Below are 16,140 nucleotides of genomic sequence, written 5' to 3'. Positions count from 1 at the left end.
CGATCTGGTCGACCACCGACAATTTGAAGGCCAGCGAGTAATCTCGCTGGCTGCGCCTGATTGTTGATTTCATTGAACATTCCTTCTCCAGAGGGAAAAGGTGTCAACCCAATTCAGGACGGGTCACCCATGAAAGACAAGCCCCGCGAAAGCGGGGCTATTGCTCAACGGGGCCCTGGTCCCACGGGCGTTGTCCGATTTGGGAGTGGCTTCACTGGCGGAAGGCCGCGAGATGCACGCCAAGCATCGGGGGATGGGAAGGTTTGCGGCACTTGGCTGCGGTCGACGGTTGCGGCTCGGGATGCGCCGCTACTGGGAGGCGAGTGGGTAAGTGACTGAGTTGCTTGGCCTTGTGGGCTCGCGGCGAAGCGGCGCAAGAGTATTTTCGCTATATCCAGCGCATGCTGGACATCCACCTCTCGCTCAGCGGCGTCGCGAGTGTTGTTTTGAGGCACCAGAACTTGAAGAAGTTGGCTGGCGATACGTAGTTCGACGTTTGCGGGCATTGGTCAGTCATGTAGTGAAAGGTCTTCACATCGAACCACTCAGTCGGGATTGCGCAAGCGCGCGATGACGCAGTGCGTCACAGTTTTTCTATTTGGATTCTTCGCCTTAGGCGTCAGACGCTGCTGCGATTGACGCCTGAGTCGCCGGGCTCTGTTCCGGTGCGAGCTTGACCAGCCAGTGGCCTCCCGGCGCTTGCGAAGCAACGAGCAGGTCATACGTCTTGACCATGTTAAGCAGGCCGGAGTGCCCATAAGCGTTTGGCGAGAACGAGGGATCGGTTCGCTTTAGATAGTTGCCAAGCGCGCTGACGATGACCCTTCCATCTGTGCTGCCGTCGGCGAGAAGGGCCACTGCATCGACCAAGAAGCGGGGGCGTCGCTTGGGCAATGGCTTGGGGGTCTCGGTCTTTCCTTGCGCCTGTCCTTTCAAGCCCGAGGCCTGCTCCTCCGCTTCGGGTTTCTGCTCCGAAGGCTTCCACTCGAAGAACTGGTCGCAGGCATTGCGCAATGCCTCAGGCGTTTTCTCCTCCCCCACGATGCAGACCGTCGCTCCTCGCTCCCGGAGCTTTCGGCACAGGTAAGCGAAATCCGAGTCGCTCGTGACCAAGCAAAACGTGTCAGCCCGCTGATCGAACATTGCCTCTAAGGCGTCCAAAGCCAGTGCCATGTCAGCGGTGTTTTTCCCTGCCGCATATTGGTATTGGAGGCATGGGGTGAAGGCTTGTCGGACCAAGGTCTCCTGCCAGCGCTTAGCCAGCGTGGCGTGGTTTCCGTAGCCGCGGCGGACGACAACCCGCCCGAACTGAGCGGCCATGAGGAGGGCATGGTCCACGATTTCGGGTGGGACGTTGTCGCAATCGAGAAGGACAGCGACCCGTGTGTCGATCGGATGGATGCTCACGCGTTGCTCCTTGCTTTGCGGCGGTTGGTTGGAAGGCTACCCTCAGGCAACAGGTTCGGATCAACCAGGGGGCGCAAGGCGGAAAGGTTGAGCCCATAGGTCAGGGTCCGAAGGCCGGGTGAATGAGCCCCCAGCCCTTCCAACTTCTCTTTGGCCGTGAAATCGCGGCTGTAGGTGGCGTGGTGCTCGTCGTCCAGCTCGTGACCTACGATCTGAGCCCGCAGCTCGGAAACCACTCCCAAGCCCTGGAGCTCTTGAATCAGGGTTTTCCGAAGGGAGTGGAAGCCCCGCTTCGCAGTGGGCCAGTTCTTGCCCACCTCGGCCAAGTAACGGCTGAAGGCCTTCGACACCCAGTTGCCCTGGCCGTTCTTGGCCTCGGCCTTGGCTCCAGGGAATAAGCGAGTATGGCCCTCGGCCCGCATGCTCTCGACCCACTCGAGGAAGCCCAGCGCCGCCAAGTCGGGGTGGACGGGCACGGTGCGGACGCTTACGTCGGTTTTCACCCGCTGATGTTCGCCTTCGTCGGTGATATGGATGCAAGGCACTCCGCTTTCTTCCGAGATGTTGCTGGCCATCAACTGCCCGACTTCGGAGGCCCGGGCCCCCGTGTAGAGCCCCAACAGGGCCGCCCAGCGAGCGGGCAGGGGCAGGGCCTCGAAGGCCGCCGGCGCAAACAGGGCCTGGACTTGATGGGTGTCATAAGCCTTGAAGCCGAACTTGCGCCGGGCCCGCTTCTCCCGCGTTGAGTAGCTCACATGCCCGGAGGCCGGGTTGTCGCCCTTCGGGTAATGGCCCGAGGCGATCGCCCACTCGAAAAATCCTCCTTTCCCGCCCACATAGCTTTGCTTGTTGGTCAGGGTGGGGGTGGATGCCCCTTCGTCCCTCATGTGCTGATACCACCGGGCCAGGTCGGACCGAGTGAGCGTATGGAGTTTGGCCTTCTCGCCCAGGAAGCGAGTCAGCAGCTCTACCGCCGTTCGTTTGATGGTCCAAGTCTTGGGCAGGGTGCTGCCCTTGATGCTCGCCAGCCACGCCTCCTTGGCCTTGCCCAAGGTGATGGTCTCAATGGCGGGCTTGGTCACCCGGCGCGCCTCCGGCATCGGCGGGACGCCCTGACGAATCAGCTCCCCAAGTTCGCTGGGCCGTGAGGCAGACAGCTCCATGATCTGCTGATAAAGCTTCACGTCCTCCGGAGTGTCGATCTGCCAGTGCTCGGTGACGACACCGTCGGCGGTGCGCGTTCGGTTCAACGTCAGCTGCTGGAGGCTGTCGGAGCTGGTGAGGCGCGCAAGAAGCGTCTCGATGTCCTCGTCCTGGGTTCCCATGCGTCGTTCCCTCAACACGCTGAAGGCCTGAGCATAACGTGCGGCCAGTGTCAGGGCGCGCAGTTGGGCCACGGACAGCTCGAAGGTGCGCAGCGTGCGCTTCAGGATGCGTTTGCCGATGAGGGCCTGAAGGTCCGTAGGAACCCGTTGCCGGAATGACCAGAGCCCAGAGCGGGCTCGAACCAGATGATGGGGGATGCGCATAGGGGCGATGTGTCCCGGATTGCGTCTTTCCCAGCAGTCCATCCAGAAAAGCAAAAACCCCTGCGTAAACAGGGGTTTGCGAGAACTGGCGGAGAGAGGGGGATTCGAACCCCCGAAGCGCGGTTTAGACGCTTACACACTTTCCAGGCGTGCTCCTTCAACCACTCGGACACCTCTCCGGATCCTGCCGTGCTAATGCCTCGGCAGGGGCGTGGATTCTATAGGGACTGGCGGCCGTTCACAAGCACCCCCGGAACGGGGTGCTGGCGGATGGGTCGGGCGTGGCACAATGGGGCTTCAGATGAAGACGGTTGCCTGATGTCCTATCTCGTCCTTGCCCGCAAGTGGCGTCCGAAGCGTTTTGCCGAGTTGGTGGGCCAGGAACACGTGGTCCGCGCGCTCAGCAATGCGCTCGACAGTGGCCGCGTCCACCACGCCTTTCTGTTCACCGGCACCCGGGGTGTCGGCAAGACCACCATTGCCCGCATCTTCGCCAAGTCGCTGAACTGCGAGAACGGCACCAGTGCCGACCCCTGCGGTCAGTGCCGGGCCTGCCTGGACATCGATGCGGGCCGCTACATCGACCTGCTGGAAATCGATGCCGCGTCCAATACCGGCGTCGACGACGTCCGTGAGGTGATTGAGAACGCCCAGTACATGCCCTCGCGTGGGCAGTACAAGGTCTATCTGATCGACGAAGTGCACATGCTCTCCAAGGCGGCGTTCAACGCGCTGCTGAAGACGCTGGAAGAGCCGCCGGAGCACGTGAAGTTCCTGCTGGCCACCACCGATCCGCAGAAGCTGCCGGTCACTGTGCTCAGTCGCTGCCTGCAGTTCAACCTCAAGCGTCTGGATGAGGAGCAGATCCGCGGGCAGATGACCCGGATCATGACCGCCGAGCAGATCGAGTTCGACGACAGCGCGATCGTGCAGCTGGCCCGCGCGGCCGATGGCTCGCTGCGTGATGGCTTGTCGCTGCTGGATCAGTCCATTGCCTATGCCGGCGGCGCGCTGCGCGACGACGTGGTGCGCACCATGCTGGGCACGGTCGATCGCACGCAGGTCAGCGCCATGCTTGATGCCCTGGCCGATGGCGAAGGTGCACGCCTGCTGCAGGTGGTTGCCGGGCTGGCCGAGTTCTCGCCGGACTGGAGTGGCGTGCTGGACGCTTTGGCCGAAGGCCTGCACCGCATCCAGGTGCAGCAGCTGGTGCCGGGCACTGTCGTACCCGGCGAGGGCGTCGACGCGATTGCGTTTGCCCAGCGCCTGCGCCCGGAAGTGGTGCAGCTCTGGTACCAGATGGCCCTTGGTGGCCGTCGCGACCTGCATCTGGCGCCCAGCCCCCGTGCGGGCTTTGAAATGACCGTGCTGCGCATGCTGGCGTTCCGCCCGGCAGGCGCAGTGCCGGCGACGCCGGAAGGCAGCGCATCGGGGACTAGCGCAGGCGTGGGTGGCAACACGCAAGCCGCTGCCGCCGCGTCGGCGCAAACCGCCAAGCCGGTTGAAGTGCAGGCTGTAGTTGCACCGGTTGCGCCTGTGTCAGAACCCAAGCCCGAGCCTGTACCCGAAGCAGCAGCCGTCGTGCCGCAGCAAGTCGCGCCTGCGCCGGAGCCCGCAGCGCCCGCGCCTGAGCCTGTGCAAGCTCCGGTTGCAGCTCAGGCCCCGGTTCAAGCCGCCAAGCCAGTAGCTGCTGACGAAGATCTGCCGCCATGGGCGGTCGAGGCGGCTGAGGCGAATGCGCGCGACGAGGCCATGGCGGCCGAAATGGCCATGCCGGAAGCGCCCGAAGCCATTGAAATGCCGGTTGCAATACCGGTTGAGGTGCCGAAGCCGGCGCCCGTTGCCGCGCCGCAGCCGATCCAGCAGGCCGAGCCGATGCGCCCGACCGGCATCGCCATCGAGCCGGCGGCACCCGCAGAGTCAGTTGCACCGACGCAGGGCGGCCGCAGCTTGAACGACGCAGAACAATGGCTGGACCTTATCGACGACAGCGGCCTGAGCGGCCCGTCGCGCGAGTTGGCCGCCAATGCCGCCTTCGTCAGCTTCCAGCACGGTGTGCTGCGGCTGGCCTTGTTGCCGGGCTTTGAATACCTGCAGTCTGAGCGCGCCTTGAATGCCTTGGCGCAGGCGCTGTCACAGGCCTTGGGTAGCACGCCCAAGATCCTCATTGAGACTGGCAACGCCGAGGCTGAGACCTTGCACCAGCGCGCAGATCGTCAGCGCGGTGAACAGCAATCCGCGGCCGAAGCCGTGTTCATGGCCGACCCCCAGGTGCAGCAGCTGATACAGCAGGGTGCACGGGTCGTGGCCGATTCCATCCGTCCTTTCAAAGAGTAACGAACCATGCGCGGCAATATCGCCCAAATGATGCAGCAGGCCCAGAAAATGCAGGAAAACCTGCAGAAGGCCCAGGAAGAAATCGCCAAGTTGGAAGTCACCGGCAGCGCCGGCGGCGGCATGGTCAGCGTGACCCTGAGTGGTACCAAGGAGTGCCGCAAGGTGCGCATCGATCCGTCGGTGCTGAATGATCCGGAAATGGCTGAAGACCTGATCGCAGCCGCGTTCAACGACGCCGCCAACAAGATCGACGCCGAATCGCAGAGCCGCATGGGCTCGGCCACCGCCGGCATGAAGCTGCCGCCGGGCATGAAGCTGCCGTTCTGATGTGGCCCGCGCCGGCTGGTCCGGCGCATGCACGTCCCCGCGCCGCGAAGCCTCCGGGCTTCGCGCGCTTGTTTTAGCGATACGCCTGCTGTGATGAGACCGTTGCGATGAGCCTGCCGCTGCTGGAACAACTGATCGAAGCCTTCCGGGTACTGCCCGGCGTTGGCCAGAAGACGGCCCAGCGCATGGCCTACCACGTGCTGGAGCGTGCCCGTGACGGTGGCCAGCGCTTGTCGGAAGTGCTGGCCGAGGCCATCGAGAAGATCGGCCACTGCAAGCAATGCCGCGATTTCAGCGAAACCGAGCTATGCCCGGTCTGCGCCAGCAGCAGCCGCGAGCGGCAGATGCTGTGCGTGATCGAATCACCGGCTGATCGGCTGGCGATCGAGCATGCGACCAGCTACCGCGGTGTGTATTACGTGCTGCAGGGGCGCTTGTCGCCTCTGGACGGCATCGGCCCGCGCGAGCTGGGCCTGGATCAGCTGGAAACGCGCTTGGCACAGGGCGAAGTCACCGAGCTGATCATCGCTACCAACTCCACCGTTGAAGGCGAGGCCACCGCGCATTACCTGGCGCAGCTGGCACGCCGCAACAAGGTGCGTCCCAGCCGCTTGGCGCAGGGCCTGCCTTTGGGCGGTGAACTGGAATACGTGGATCGCGGCACCTTGTCGCACGCGTTTGGCAGCCGCAGCGAAGTCGGCGAATAAGCCGCGCCGGGGTTGTAAGCTGTAGGTCGTTTACTGCAGCGAGCCCCCACATGACCGACACCATTTTCGGCAAGATCATCCGCCGCGAAATTCCCGCCGCCATCGTCTACGAAGACGATGAAGTGCTGGGCTTCAAGGACATCGCCCCGCAGGCGCCGGTGCATGTACTTTTCATTCCAAAGAACGAGGTCATCCCGACCCTGGATGACCTGCAGCCGGCGCAGGCGCATCTGATCGGCAAGTTGGCGTTGGCGGCTGCGGCGTATGCACGCCAGGAAGGCTTCGCCGAGAACGGCTACCGCATCGTGATGAACTGCCGCGAAGATGCGGGGCAAACTGTGTTCCACATCCACCTGCATCTGCTGGCAGGTGCGCCCTTGGGGCATTTCGGCGCGTGATTTGATGCAGTTGTGTTGATTGTGGGAGCGGCGTAAGCCGCGAAGCTGACACCAACAAAACAACGGCCGATCCCTTTGGCTCAGCCAAACAGCTGTTGATTGCGGGATGTAGTTCGCGGCGGATGGATATCCCGCTTCGCGGCTTACGCCGCTCCCACAAAAGAGCCAAACAAGAAAAAGAAAACGCCGCCCCTTGGGGCGGCGTTTTCAGTTTGTTACCACCAGCCGCGGTAACCCCAGCCCCAGCCGGGACCCCAACCCGGGCCCCACGGGCCGTACGGGTAGGCGGGTACCACTTCCACTTCGCGCTGTACCGGCCACAGGTAGACCACGTCGGCGGAAAGCTTGGGAAGCGGGTAGTCGTATTCGCCGATCTTGGTGCTCTGGTAGCCATCGATGCGGCCGATGAAGGTCACGTCGCGGCCCGGCTCGAACACCGCCGGATCATAGAAACCGCTGCGGCAGGCAAGGAAGCGGCCATCGCTGGCATCGCTGGACGTGGTGCTCGGGCGGCCGCTGGCGTTGAGCGGGCGGGCCAGCATCTGGAAGCAGGTCTCGCCCTGGCCAGGGATGGTTTCGATGATGCGGCCACCCCAGCGTACCGGCGCGCCGGTCTGCTTCTGCGCCACCGCGTCACGCGGCGAAACGGGGGTGAACTGTCCCTGCAGCGGTTTGGGCGCCGTGGCACAGGCGGCCAGCACCAGGCTGGCGGCGGCAACGAGGAGGATGCGGGTCTTCATGTTCGTACTCCGGGTTTCGGGCGATGCCTGTGCAGGTCCGCCAATAATGAAACGACATCCGATCGGACGCCAGCGTAGCGCGCCTGAGTGAAACGCTGGCTGAGCGTCAGCAGATCGCTGCCAGGCCGGGCACGGTCAACGCGGCTGGCCCAGTCGCTGGCGGTCTCGAACGGCTCACGGCCCAGGCCCAGGCGTTGGTAGCGGCGGCCCATGCGATGCCAGGCGCGCAACAGCGGGTCGCGCTGGCGTTCGCCGCGGGCAAGCAACCAGGCCATAAGGCCCAGGGCAAGGACCGCAAAGCCGGCAAACAGGGCAACCAGCTGCGAGGGGCTCAACTGTTTGATGCCGAAACCGCTGAGCAGGCGCTGCTGACGTTCGGCATCGAAGGACAGCACGGCGGTGTTCCAGCCGCGGCGGAGGAAGTCGCTGTACTGCAGCAGGCTGCTCCAGCGGCCACTCAGGTCCATGCCACGGGTTTCGTTGTCATCGATACGGTCTTCGATGGTGTCGTAGATGCGCTCCGGGGCCACTGCGGCGGTGGGATCAACCCGGACCCAGCCGCGCTGTGGCAGCCAGACTTCGGCCCAGGCATGGGCATCAAGGCGGCGTACCACCCAATAGTTGCCGAAGCGGTTGCGCACGCCGCCGGCATAGCCGGTGACAACCCGTGCTGGAATGCCTGCGCCGCGCATCAGCACCACGAATGCCGCGCTGAAGTGCTCGCAGTAGCCGGCCTTCTGGTCGAACAGGAATTCGTCGACGGAGTGGCGGCCGGGCACTGGCGTGTTCAACGTGTAGGCGAACTCGCGATGGATCCAGTCCACGCTGCGTTGTACCAAGGCCGCATCATCGGTGCCGGCTTGGCTGCGCCATTGTCTGGCCAGGGCCAGGGTGCGCGGATTGAAACCTTCCGGTAGTTGCAAGGCCTGACGTCGCAGGCGTGCCGGTAGCTCGGCCTGGAACGCCTGGGCGGGACTGGAGCGCATGCGCCAGCGGGTCAGTGCGGTAAGTGGTCGTGCTGAGGTCAGGCTGTAATCGGCATCCAGTTGGCTGCCAGCAGGTGCCTGCAGGGGCAGATCCAGTGCGACCAGTTCGCGCTGGTCGGTGGACTCGTATTCGATCTGGTAGTCCCAGCGCAGCGCGGTGTTGCTGACGTGGGGTGGGGGGGCAGCACGCTGGCTTTGCACCCGCGACCAGCGCCGGCCATCGAAGCGCGTCAGTACCGGCCCACGCCAATAGCGTTGGTCCTGCGTCGGTACCGGGCCGAAGAACTCGACCCGCAACGCCGGGCTGTCATCGGCCATCATGTCGCTCAGGCCGCCAGGCTGCATGCTGTCTGACAGGCCGGGGCGTCCCACGACCCGATCGGGTGTGCCCCACAGCGGCGTCGGCAGGCGTGGCACCAGCCAGAATGCCGACAAGGCCAGCGGCAGTGCCAGCAACATCAGCCCGCCAACCGTGCGCAGCTGGGCACGCGGTGGCAGATGGGCAATGCCCACTTCTTCATCGGCCAGGCGTTGCAGCGCGAGCAGGGCGGCTACCACGGCGGCGGCTGACATCAGCAAGGTGCTTGGCCCCTGGTCGAGCAGGAAGGCCGCGAATGGCGCAAACAGGCTGAAGCCAATCAAGCTGCGCGCATCACGCAGCGTGCGCAGCTCGCTGGATTTGATCGCCAGCATCGCCGCAAGCAGGGCGCAGCCATTGTCGCGGCCGGGGTTGGCGCCCATCTGCCAGTAGATGCAGGCCAGCATCACGCCGATCAGCAGCAGGCGCAGCAACAAGGGCATGGCGCGCCGCCATGACCACAGTGCCACCGACAAGGTGGTGATGCCGAACAGCGCCGCCAGCACGCCCGGCAACTGCAGCAGCAAGGGCAGCAGCGAGAGGGCCGTGACCAGATTGATCCAGAGGCGGCTGCTGGCGCTTATCGCGGGCGCGGGCGTCTTCATGCGTTTGGCAACAGCGCCAATGCGCGCAGGCAGAGGTGGCGATGGGCGTCGCCGCTGGCCGGCCCGAATGGGGGCTGCCCGGGCAGGCGCAGTTGATAGCTGCGGCCTTCGCGTTCGGCCTCATCCACCCAGCGCGCCAGGCGCGAGATGCGGCGTTCGTGGGGCAGGGCCAGCAATTGCTGCCAGTCCAATACCAGCTCGGCGCCGTAGGGGCGCTCGTACTCGCGCACCAGCAGTTCGTCGCGTCGCGCCGAGTGCTTCCAGGCGATGCTGCGGCGCGAGTCGCCGCTGCGGTAGGGGCGCATCTGCTGCAGTTCTTCGCCTTGTGGATGCACGCGGGTGCGGGTGGAGGCGCTGCCTGCATCCGGCAGTGGCGGCGCATTGGTTTCCGGCGCGGGATAAACGAGTAGCGCCGTGTCCGGCCAGAACCATGCCCAGGCGCGGACCAGGCCCAGCGGCTGGGTGCTGGTGATCCGGATGCGTGACAGATCCAGCCAGCCGCGTTGCTGGGTGGGTAGCCAGAGGTCGGCTTCGGCCTGGCTGTCCTGCTCCAGGTTGAGGTGGGTCTTGGCCTGTGGGTAATCCAACTGCAGGGCACGGCGCCAGCGGCGGTCGCCGCGCGCAAGCGCCAGCCGCAGGCGGATGGGAGTGCCCGCGGCCACCGGTTCGGCGGAAACGGCTTGCAGGCGCAGGCCTGACAACTGCAGGTGCGCCTGCACGGTGCTGGCCAGCGCGGTTGCGCCCAACACCAGTGCCAACAGCAAGGCGGGGTTGTTGTTGTAGTTCAAGGCGCCGAGCAGCATCACCGCGAGCAAGGCCGCCAGGAACAGACCGAAGCCGGTCGGCAACACGTAGATGCGGCGTCTGTCCAACTGCGTCGGCAGCTGTTCCGGTTGCCGTGGGCGGGCCAGGAACTGCAGGAATTGCAGGCGCTGCCGCAGTGCTGCCAGCACCTCAATCCACCTGCACGCTGTGTAGCAGGGTGCGCGCCAGTGTCGGGCCGGAGGATGCTTCGGCTTCGGCAACCAGACGATGCCCGGCGACCGCGATGAACAACGCCTGCACGTCTTCCGGGATCACATGCTGGCGGCCAAGCAGCAGCGCGTGCGCCTTGGCCGCGCGCAGCAGGGCGATACCGGCGCGAGGCGACAGGCCGACGCGCACGCCCGGGTGTTGGCGGCTGCGGGTGATCAATGCCTGCACGTAGTCAATCAGCGCGTCACTGGCATGCACCTGGCCAACGGCTTCGCGCAGTATGCGGATGTCCTGCTCCGATAGGCAGGGGGTAACCCGCGCAATCAGGTCCCGGCGGTCTTCGCCGGCCAGCAGGGCGCGCTCGGCGTCGGCATTGGGATAGCCCAGGGTCAGGCGCAGCAGGAAGCGGTCCAGCTGCGAGTCTGGCAGCGGGAACGTGCCGGACATGTCCACCGGGTTCTGCGTGGCGATGACGAAGAAAGGATCCGGTAGCCGGTGGGTCACGCCATCCAGCGTCACCTGTTGCTCGGCCATTGCTTCGAGCAGGGCGCTCTGCGTGCGTGGCGGTGCGCGGTTGATTTCATCAGCCAGCAACAGGTTGCAGAACACCGGGCCGGGATGGAACTGGAAGCTGCGGCTGTGCGCTTCGTAGACTGAGATGCCGAGCACATCGGCGGGCAGCAGGTCGGAGGTGAACTGCACGCGCTGGAACTGCAGGCCGAGGCTGGAAGCCATCGCATGGGCCAAGGTGGTCTTGCCGAGCCCGGGCAGGTCCTCGATCAGCAGATGTCCGCCGGACAGTAGCGCGACAAAGGCCATCCGCACTTCCTGCGCCTTACCGAGCAAGAGGGAGTTGACCTGTTGTTGTGCCGCAGATAGGGACTGTAGTGTTACTTCGGTTAGCATTCCGGGCGGCGCCATTGTCATGGTCGTCTCGATACTTGGGCTGAAGGAAGTGTACGTGCCAAACAGGGGTGAGCAACGCGCATACGTAACGTTCCTTGTGCTGTGGGTGCTGGTCACCACAGCCAAGGTGCTGTTGGCCTCGCAATTGACTCTGTTCGTGGACGAGGCGTTCTATTGGCAGGAAGGCCAGCATCTGGCCGCCGCCTATTCGGACCTGCCTGGGCTGACGGCCTGGCTGACGCGGCTCGGCGTTGAGGTTTTCGGTGACCATCGGCTGGGCGTGCGCATGCCCTTCCTCATCATGGGCGCGGTGCTGCCGTGGATGGTCGCTGGCATCTGCACGCGCTGGTTTGGTGTGCGCATGGGCTGGCGCGCGGGCTCACTCGCGCTGCTGATGCCGTTGTCGGCGACGCTGGGCATCCTGGCAGTGCCGGACGTACCGATGGCGATCGCCGCCCTGCTATGCCTGGATGCCGGTGCACGCCTGCTGCGTGGCGTGGGGGCTGGCAGCGCCTTGTTGCTGGCCTGCGGCCTGTTGATTGGCGCGCTCAGTCACTACCGCTTCATCGGTGTGATTGTTGTTGGTTTCATTGCATTGGTGCTGTTGCCGGAGGGCCGCAAGGCCTTGCGTGATCCGCGGGTATGGATTGCGCTGTCGGTGGGTTTGGCGGCATGGGTGCCGCTGATGGCATGGAATCTGGACAACCAGGACGCTGGGCTCAAGTTCCAGGTGATCGAGCGCCATCCGTGGGCGTTCCAGCCTGAAGGGCTGTTGTTCCTGGTGATCCAGCCGCTGTTGGTGACGCCACTGTTGTTCGCGGCGATGGCGGTGGTGGCGGGCAGGGGGCTGCGCAATGTGCAAGGTGGATTCCACCACCTGCAATGGCGCTATTTCGCCTTGGTCGGTGCTACCTCGACCTTGCTGATTTTCGCGTTGGGGTTCTTCACCGATGTGGAGCGGGTCAGCTTCCATTGGCCGCTGCCGGGCTATCTGGCCTTGCTGGTCTGTGTACCTGCGCTGCTCACGCACTGGTCGCGTCCTTGGAGGCGCGTCTTGTGGGTGCTCACCGCGCTGGGCCTGTTGCTGGCGATGAGTTATTACCTGGTTGCTGCATCGCCTGGCTTGCGTGAGCATTTGGCGGGCAGCAAGTACTACCCCCGTAATTTTGCCGGCTGGCAGCAGCTGTCCGAGGGCGTGCGTGAGGAGCTCTCGCAGATGCCGGAAGATACCCAGGTGCTGGCGGGCAGCTTCAAGGTCGGTGCGGAGTTGGGCTTCCGTCTCAACGATCCGTCGATCAAAGTGCTGCCACATGAGCTCAACGATCGGCATGGGCGCACCGCGCAGTTGGCGCTTTGGAAGTTGATCAGCGATGGCAGCCGCTCGACGCCGGTGCTGTTGGTGCTGGCGCCGGGTGACCAGCGTTACCGTGATCTGTTGGAGCGTTACCACAACGTCTGTGAGTTGGTGGGGCCGCTGCCGCCGCCGAAAGTGATCTCGCTCGATCATGGCTTCCAGCGCTTCCTGTTGTTCCGCCTGCCTGCCGAAAAGCAACAGGGACCATGTGTGACACCCGCAATGGCATGGGTGGAAACCCCGTTGGCTGGTCAGACGGTGAGTGGTGCGCTGCAAGTCAGTGGTTGGGCTTTCAAGGATGGCGTGGGATTGTCGCGGGTTGAGCTGCTGCTGGATGGTCGCAGCGTGGGTGACGCCATTTATGGGCGTGACTTCGACGTGCGCCCGTTCTGGAAGATATCCACCGATCCGCAGCATCCGAATACCGGTTTTGATGCAAAGCTGGATACCTCAGGCCTGAAGCCCGGCACGCATTGGCTGGGCCTGCGCCTGCATGGCAATGACGGCAGCGTCGAGACCTGGGCGGAGCAGCCGTTCGAGATCAAATAGCGTCGCTTGCGATCCAGAGCCGCGCGCAACAAAGCCGTAGCCCGGGTAAGCGCAGCGCATCCGGGGCTGTTGGCTGAAAGATTGAAGGAGCGGTAGGTAGTGGTTCCCGGGTGCCCTGCTTACCCGGGCTACGGCAAAGCCGCAGACTAGGGCAGCTGATAGCCCGCCTGCCGCAGCAGTTGTGCGGTCTTTATCAGCGGCAAGCCGATCAAGGCCGTAGGGTCGCTGTTCTCGATGGCGTCAAACAAGGTGATGCCCAGGCCTTCGCATTTGAAGCTGCCGGCGCAGTCCAGGGGCTGTTCGGCGTCGATGTAGCGCTCGATCTCAGCGGCCTGCAGGGGCCTGAGGCGGACCCGGGTGAGATCGATGGCCTGATGCTGGGCAATACCATCGCTCACGCAGACCGCCGTGTGGAACAGCACCTCATGGCCGGACATCGCCGTCAGCTGCGCAATGGCGGCCTCGCGGGTGCTCGGTTTGCCCAAAGGCTGCCCATTCAGCTCGGCGACCTGGTCCGAGCCGATGGCCCAGCTATCGGGGTGCTGGCGGGCAACCGCGGCGGCTTTGGCGGCGGCAAGGCGCTGCGCCTGGGCTGCCGGCGACTCGCCGGGGAGCGCGGCTTCATCCACATCCGGGGCCGCTGAACTGAACGAAATCCTGAGCCGGTTAAGCAATTCAGCGCGATATCGGGACGTGGAGGCGAGAATCAGGGGCTTCATGTGTAAAAATACGCAGCTCGGGACGGCCAGTCTGCTGCGCCGCCGCCGGTCTGACAATGTTTCCGTCGCGATGGATTTGACAGCGGCGCGGCTACTCCTTAACATTCTGCAGCTTATGTCCGCGAACGTACCCGAATTGCTGGATGTTTGGCGGATGGTCATTGCGCGCAGGCGCTTTGATGGCCAGGTGCCTTTGTCCGAATTGACCCGCTTGCAGGGTCTGGTTGCCGATACCGAAGGCCAGTGCACGTATTCACTGGAATTCGATCGAGACAACATCTTGCAGGTGTCGTATGTCGATCTGACCATCGATACCGAGCTGCCCTTGATCTGTCAGCGCACCATGCAGCGTTTCCTGCTGCCGGTGTCGATCAAGCAGCGCTTGGGCTTGATCAAGGACGAAGAAGAAGAATCTGCGCTTCCAGAGGAATACGAAGCGATGCTGGTGCCCGAAGACGGCAGCCTGCGTCCGCTGGACCTGGTGGAAGACGAGTTGGTGTTGGCGGTGCCGGTGGTAGCGCTGGCGCCTGGAAGCGAGGCAGTCGAACGTGACTTCAGCGCGACCGAAGAAGAATTGAGCAAGGCCAATCCCTTTGCGGCATTGGCGGCGCTGAAGAAATAATTGCGGCCGGTAATCGTCGGCGGCTGCGGCGAAAGCGAGTAGTGCTGGACGCTGGCGTCCTGTGCAATTAAACGACGAAGCAAACGAAACCGAGTTTGGAGCAATCCCATGGCTGTGCAGAAATCCCGTGTTACCCCGTCCCGCCGCGGCATGCGTCGTGCCCACGACGCCCTGAGCGCAAAGCAGCTGTCCACCGATCCGACCACCGGTGAAGTGCACCTGCGTCACCACATCACTGCTGACGGTTTCTACCGCGGCAAGAAGGTGATCACGACCAAGTCGACCCTGGTCGTCGAAGAAGATTGATTTGTGACGGCTGCCGCCACCTGAGCGTGGCGGTTGTTGCACCGATTCTTCCGGGGCCGCCTACGGGCGGCTTCGCGCAATAGGAAACAGCATGAGCAAGCGGATCTACTCGAGGATCGCGGGCACTGGTAGTTATTTGCCCGAGAAAGTGTTGACCAACGATGATCTGACCAAGATCGTCGAGACGACCAACGAGTGGATCGAGTCGCGCACGGGTATCCGTGAGCGGCACATCGCTGCCGACGACGAGACCACCAGTGACCTGGGCTACCACGCCGCCACGCGCGCGCTGGAAGCTGCCGGCATTGAGGCCTCGCAGCTGGACATGATCATCGTGGGTACCACCACGCCGGATCTGATCTTCCCGTCTACCGCTTGCTTGATCCAGGCCCGCCTCGGCGCGACCGGCTCGGCGGCGTTTGACGTCAATGCGGCATGTTCGGGCTTCCTTTTCGCCCTGAGCGTGGCTGACAAATTCATTCGCAGCGGTGATGCCAAGCATGTCCTGGTGATCGGTGCGGAGACCCTGACCCGTATCGTTGACTGGACCGACCGCACCACCTGCGTGTTGTTCGGCGATGGCGCGGGCGCCGTCGTGCTCAAGGCCGACGAAGACACCGGCATTCTCAGCACCCATCTGCATGCCGACGGCAGCAAGAAGGAATTGCTGTGGGATCCGGTTGGCGTGTCGGTCGGCTTCGACAAGCCGGGCAAGATCAACATGAAGGGCAACGACGTGTTCAAGTACGCCGTCAAGGCGCTGGACTCGGTTGTTGATGAAGCCCTGCAGGCCAACGGCTTGGACAAGTCCGACCTGGATTGGCTGATCCCGCACCAGGCCAACCTGCGCATCATCGAAGCCACGGCCAAGCGCCTGGAAATGCCGATGGATCAGGTGGTCGTGACCGTCGACAAGCACGGCAACACCTCGTCCGGCTCGGTGCCGCTGGCGCTGGATACCGCGATTCGTTCCGGTCGCGTCGAGCGTGGCCAGTTGCTGTTGCTGGAAGCCTTCGGTGGCGGTTTTACCTGGGGCTCGGCGCTGCTGCGTTACTAAGCGCCTCCGCATACCGATGTAACGCACGGGCAGCCAATGGCTGCCCGTTGTCGTTGGTGCCACCTGTATGCCGGGTTTGGCTCGGCATTGCGCCCCCTCCCTTTGCCGCAGGCAAGGGGAGGGCTGGGGAGGGGGGCTTGCGCTGTAGATCTGCGAGCTTCGCGGCTTACGCCGCTCCCACAGCGCAAAACCAACCCGTAGTGCCGAGCCATGCTCGGCATGAGGCTTTACCGGTAAAGCCCCTGCCGAGCATGGCTC

Annotated in this window: 15 protein-coding genes and 1 tRNA gene; 8 read left to right on the top strand and 8 right to left on the bottom strand. The window is 64.0% G+C overall.

All coding sequences use genetic code 11. The features are described 5' to 3' along the window. Nucleotides 1-612: 612 nt before the first annotated feature. From QMX78_RS14470 to QMX78_RS14460, 3 genes are all read right to left on the bottom strand, one after another. Nucleotides 613-1,407: an NYN domain-containing protein gene (locus tag QMX78_RS14470; RefSeq protein ID WP_282270738.1), complete on the bottom strand. Its 795-nt coding sequence runs from the start codon at nt 1,405-1,407 to the stop codon at nt 613-615. Continuing rightward, complete coding sequence (locus QMX78_RS14465) at nt 1,404-2,936, bottom strand: DUF6538 domain-containing protein (RefSeq protein WP_282270735.1); 1,533 nt, start codon at nt 2,934-2,936, stop codon at nt 1,404-1,406. The genes QMX78_RS14470 and QMX78_RS14465 overlap by 4 nt, the downstream gene beginning before the upstream one ends. A gap of 86 nt (nt 2,937-3,022) precedes the next feature. Then, a tRNA-Ser gene (locus QMX78_RS14460) sits at nt 3,023-3,115 on the bottom strand. A 139-nt stretch (nt 3,116-3,254) separates the two neighbouring features. On the opposite strand from QMX78_RS14460, the gene dnaX reads away from it, so the two are divergent. From dnaX to QMX78_RS14440, 4 genes are all read left to right on the top strand, one after another. Further along, a complete protein-coding gene (gene dnaX / locus QMX78_RS14455) occupies nt 3,255-5,273 on the top strand; it encodes a DNA polymerase III subunit gamma/tau (protein WP_282270733.1) in 2,019 nt (672 codons plus the stop codon). Between the two features lie 6 nt (nt 5,274-5,279). Further along, nucleotides 5,280-5,600 (top strand): YbaB/EbfC family nucleoid-associated protein, encoded by a 321-nt coding sequence (locus tag QMX78_RS14450; protein WP_282270731.1) that lies wholly within the window; start codon nt 5,280-5,282, stop codon nt 5,598-5,600. Nucleotides 5,601-5,707: 107 nt separating this feature from the next. Continuing rightward, on the top strand, nt 5,708-6,307 hold the full coding sequence (gene recR, locus QMX78_RS14445; RefSeq protein ID WP_282270729.1) for a recombination mediator RecR: 600 nt from the start codon (nt 5,708-5,710) through the stop codon (nt 6,305-6,307). A gap of 50 nt (nt 6,308-6,357) precedes the next feature. After that, nucleotides 6,358-6,705, top strand: coding sequence for a histidine triad nucleotide-binding protein (locus tag QMX78_RS14440; RefSeq protein WP_282270728.1), 348 nt, complete (start codon nt 6,358-6,360; stop codon nt 6,703-6,705). Between the two features lie 215 nt (nt 6,706-6,920). Here the strand turns inward: QMX78_RS14440 and QMX78_RS14435 are convergent, their stop codons facing one another. The 4 genes from QMX78_RS14435 to QMX78_RS14420 are packed head-to-tail and all read right to left on the bottom strand — an operon-like array spanning nt 6,921 to nt 11,275. Beyond that, entirely contained in the window at nt 6,921-7,445 is a 525-nt protein-coding gene (locus QMX78_RS14435) for a Slp family lipoprotein (protein WP_282270727.1), read from the bottom strand. Further along, on the bottom strand, nt 7,442-9,394 hold the full coding sequence (locus QMX78_RS14430) for a DUF3488 and transglutaminase-like domain-containing protein (protein WP_282270725.1): 1,953 nt from the start codon (nt 9,392-9,394) through the stop codon (nt 7,442-7,444). Before QMX78_RS14430 ends, QMX78_RS14435 begins: the two co-directional genes overlap by 4 nt. After that, the gene (locus QMX78_RS14425) at nt 9,391-10,347 is read right to left on the bottom strand and encodes a DUF58 domain-containing protein (RefSeq protein ID WP_282270723.1); all 957 of its coding nucleotides are present in this window, start codon (nt 10,345-10,347) and stop codon (nt 9,391-9,393) included. The genes QMX78_RS14430 and QMX78_RS14425 overlap by 4 nt, the downstream gene beginning before the upstream one ends. Before the next feature lies 1 nt (nt 10,348). Next, complete coding sequence (locus QMX78_RS14420) at nt 10,349-11,275, bottom strand: MoxR family ATPase (RefSeq protein ID WP_282270722.1); 927 nt, start codon at nt 11,273-11,275, stop codon at nt 10,349-10,351. Between the two features lie 19 nt (nt 11,276-11,294). Between QMX78_RS14420 and QMX78_RS14415 the strand changes: the two genes are divergently transcribed. After that, entirely contained in the window at nt 11,295-13,178 is a 1,884-nt protein-coding gene (locus QMX78_RS14415; protein WP_282270720.1) for a glycosyltransferase family 39 protein, read from the top strand. A 146-nt stretch (nt 13,179-13,324) separates the two neighbouring features. On the opposite strand, the gene QMX78_RS14410 is transcribed toward QMX78_RS14415, so the two are convergent. Next, nucleotides 13,325-13,897 carry a Maf family nucleotide pyrophosphatase gene (locus tag QMX78_RS14410; protein ID WP_282270718.1) on the bottom strand — a complete coding sequence of 191 codons (573 nt, stop codon included), beginning with the start codon at nt 13,895-13,897 and terminating at the stop codon, nt 13,325-13,327. 115 nt (nt 13,898-14,012) lie between these two features. Here QMX78_RS14410 and QMX78_RS14405 point away from each other — a divergent pair, with 115 nt between their 5' ends. From QMX78_RS14405 to QMX78_RS14395, 3 genes are all read left to right on the top strand, one after another. Then, complete coding sequence (locus tag QMX78_RS14405) at nt 14,013-14,519, top strand: YceD family protein (RefSeq protein WP_282270715.1); 507 nt, start codon at nt 14,013-14,015, stop codon at nt 14,517-14,519. Nucleotides 14,520-14,627: 108 nt separating this feature from the next. Then, entirely contained in the window at nt 14,628-14,825 is a 198-nt protein-coding gene (rpmF, locus tag QMX78_RS14400; protein WP_282270713.1) for a 50S ribosomal protein L32, read from the top strand. Between the two features lie 91 nt (nt 14,826-14,916). Continuing rightward, nucleotides 14,917-15,882, top strand: coding sequence for a beta-ketoacyl-ACP synthase III (locus tag QMX78_RS14395; RefSeq protein ID WP_282270712.1), 966 nt, complete (start codon nt 14,917-14,919; stop codon nt 15,880-15,882). Nucleotides 15,883-16,140 lie beyond the last annotated feature (258 nt).

This window comes from Stenotrophomonas sp. PS02298, from assembly GCF_029959445.1.
GTDB lineage: Bacteria > Pseudomonadota > Gammaproteobacteria > Xanthomonadales > Xanthomonadaceae > Stenotrophomonas.
The sequence above is the reverse complement of the archived record's forward strand: the minus strand, read 5'-3'. Positions and strand labels throughout refer to the sequence as shown.

Coding starts and splice junctions, on each gene's coding strand:
- QMX78_RS14465 (WP_282270735.1), bottom strand. CDS start 2,936: ATGCGCATCCCCCATCATCTGGTTCGAGCCCGCTCTGGGCTCTGGTCA.
- dnaX (WP_282270733.1), top strand. CDS start 3,255: ATGTCCTATCTCGTCCTTGCCCGCAAGTGGCGTCCGAAGCGTTTTGCC.
- QMX78_RS14450 (WP_282270731.1), top strand. CDS start 5,280: ATGCGCGGCAATATCGCCCAAATGATGCAGCAGGCCCAGAAAATGCAG.
- recR (WP_282270729.1), top strand. CDS start 5,708: ATGAGCCTGCCGCTGCTGGAACAACTGATCGAAGCCTTCCGGGTACTG.
- QMX78_RS14440 (WP_282270728.1), top strand. CDS start 6,358: ATGACCGACACCATTTTCGGCAAGATCATCCGCCGCGAAATTCCCGCC.
- QMX78_RS14435 (WP_282270727.1), bottom strand. CDS start 7,445: ATGAAGACCCGCATCCTCCTCGTTGCCGCCGCCAGCCTGGTGCTGGCC.
- QMX78_RS14430 (WP_282270725.1), bottom strand. CDS start 9,394: ATGAAGACGCCCGCGCCCGCGATAAGCGCCAGCAGCCGCCTCTGGATC.
- QMX78_RS14420 (WP_282270722.1), bottom strand. CDS start 11,275: ATGCTAACCGAAGTAACACTACAGTCCCTATCTGCGGCACAACAACAG.
- QMX78_RS14415 (WP_282270720.1), top strand. CDS start 11,295: ATGGTCGTCTCGATACTTGGGCTGAAGGAAGTGTACGTGCCAAACAGG.
- QMX78_RS14410 (WP_282270718.1), bottom strand. CDS start 13,897: ATGAAGCCCCTGATTCTCGCCTCCACGTCCCGATATCGCGCTGAATTG.
- QMX78_RS14405 (WP_282270715.1), top strand. CDS start 14,013: ATGTCCGCGAACGTACCCGAATTGCTGGATGTTTGGCGGATGGTCATT.
- rpmF (WP_282270713.1), top strand. CDS start 14,628: ATGGCTGTGCAGAAATCCCGTGTTACCCCGTCCCGCCGCGGCATGCGT.
- QMX78_RS14395 (WP_282270712.1), top strand. CDS start 14,917: ATGAGCAAGCGGATCTACTCGAGGATCGCGGGCACTGGTAGTTATTTG.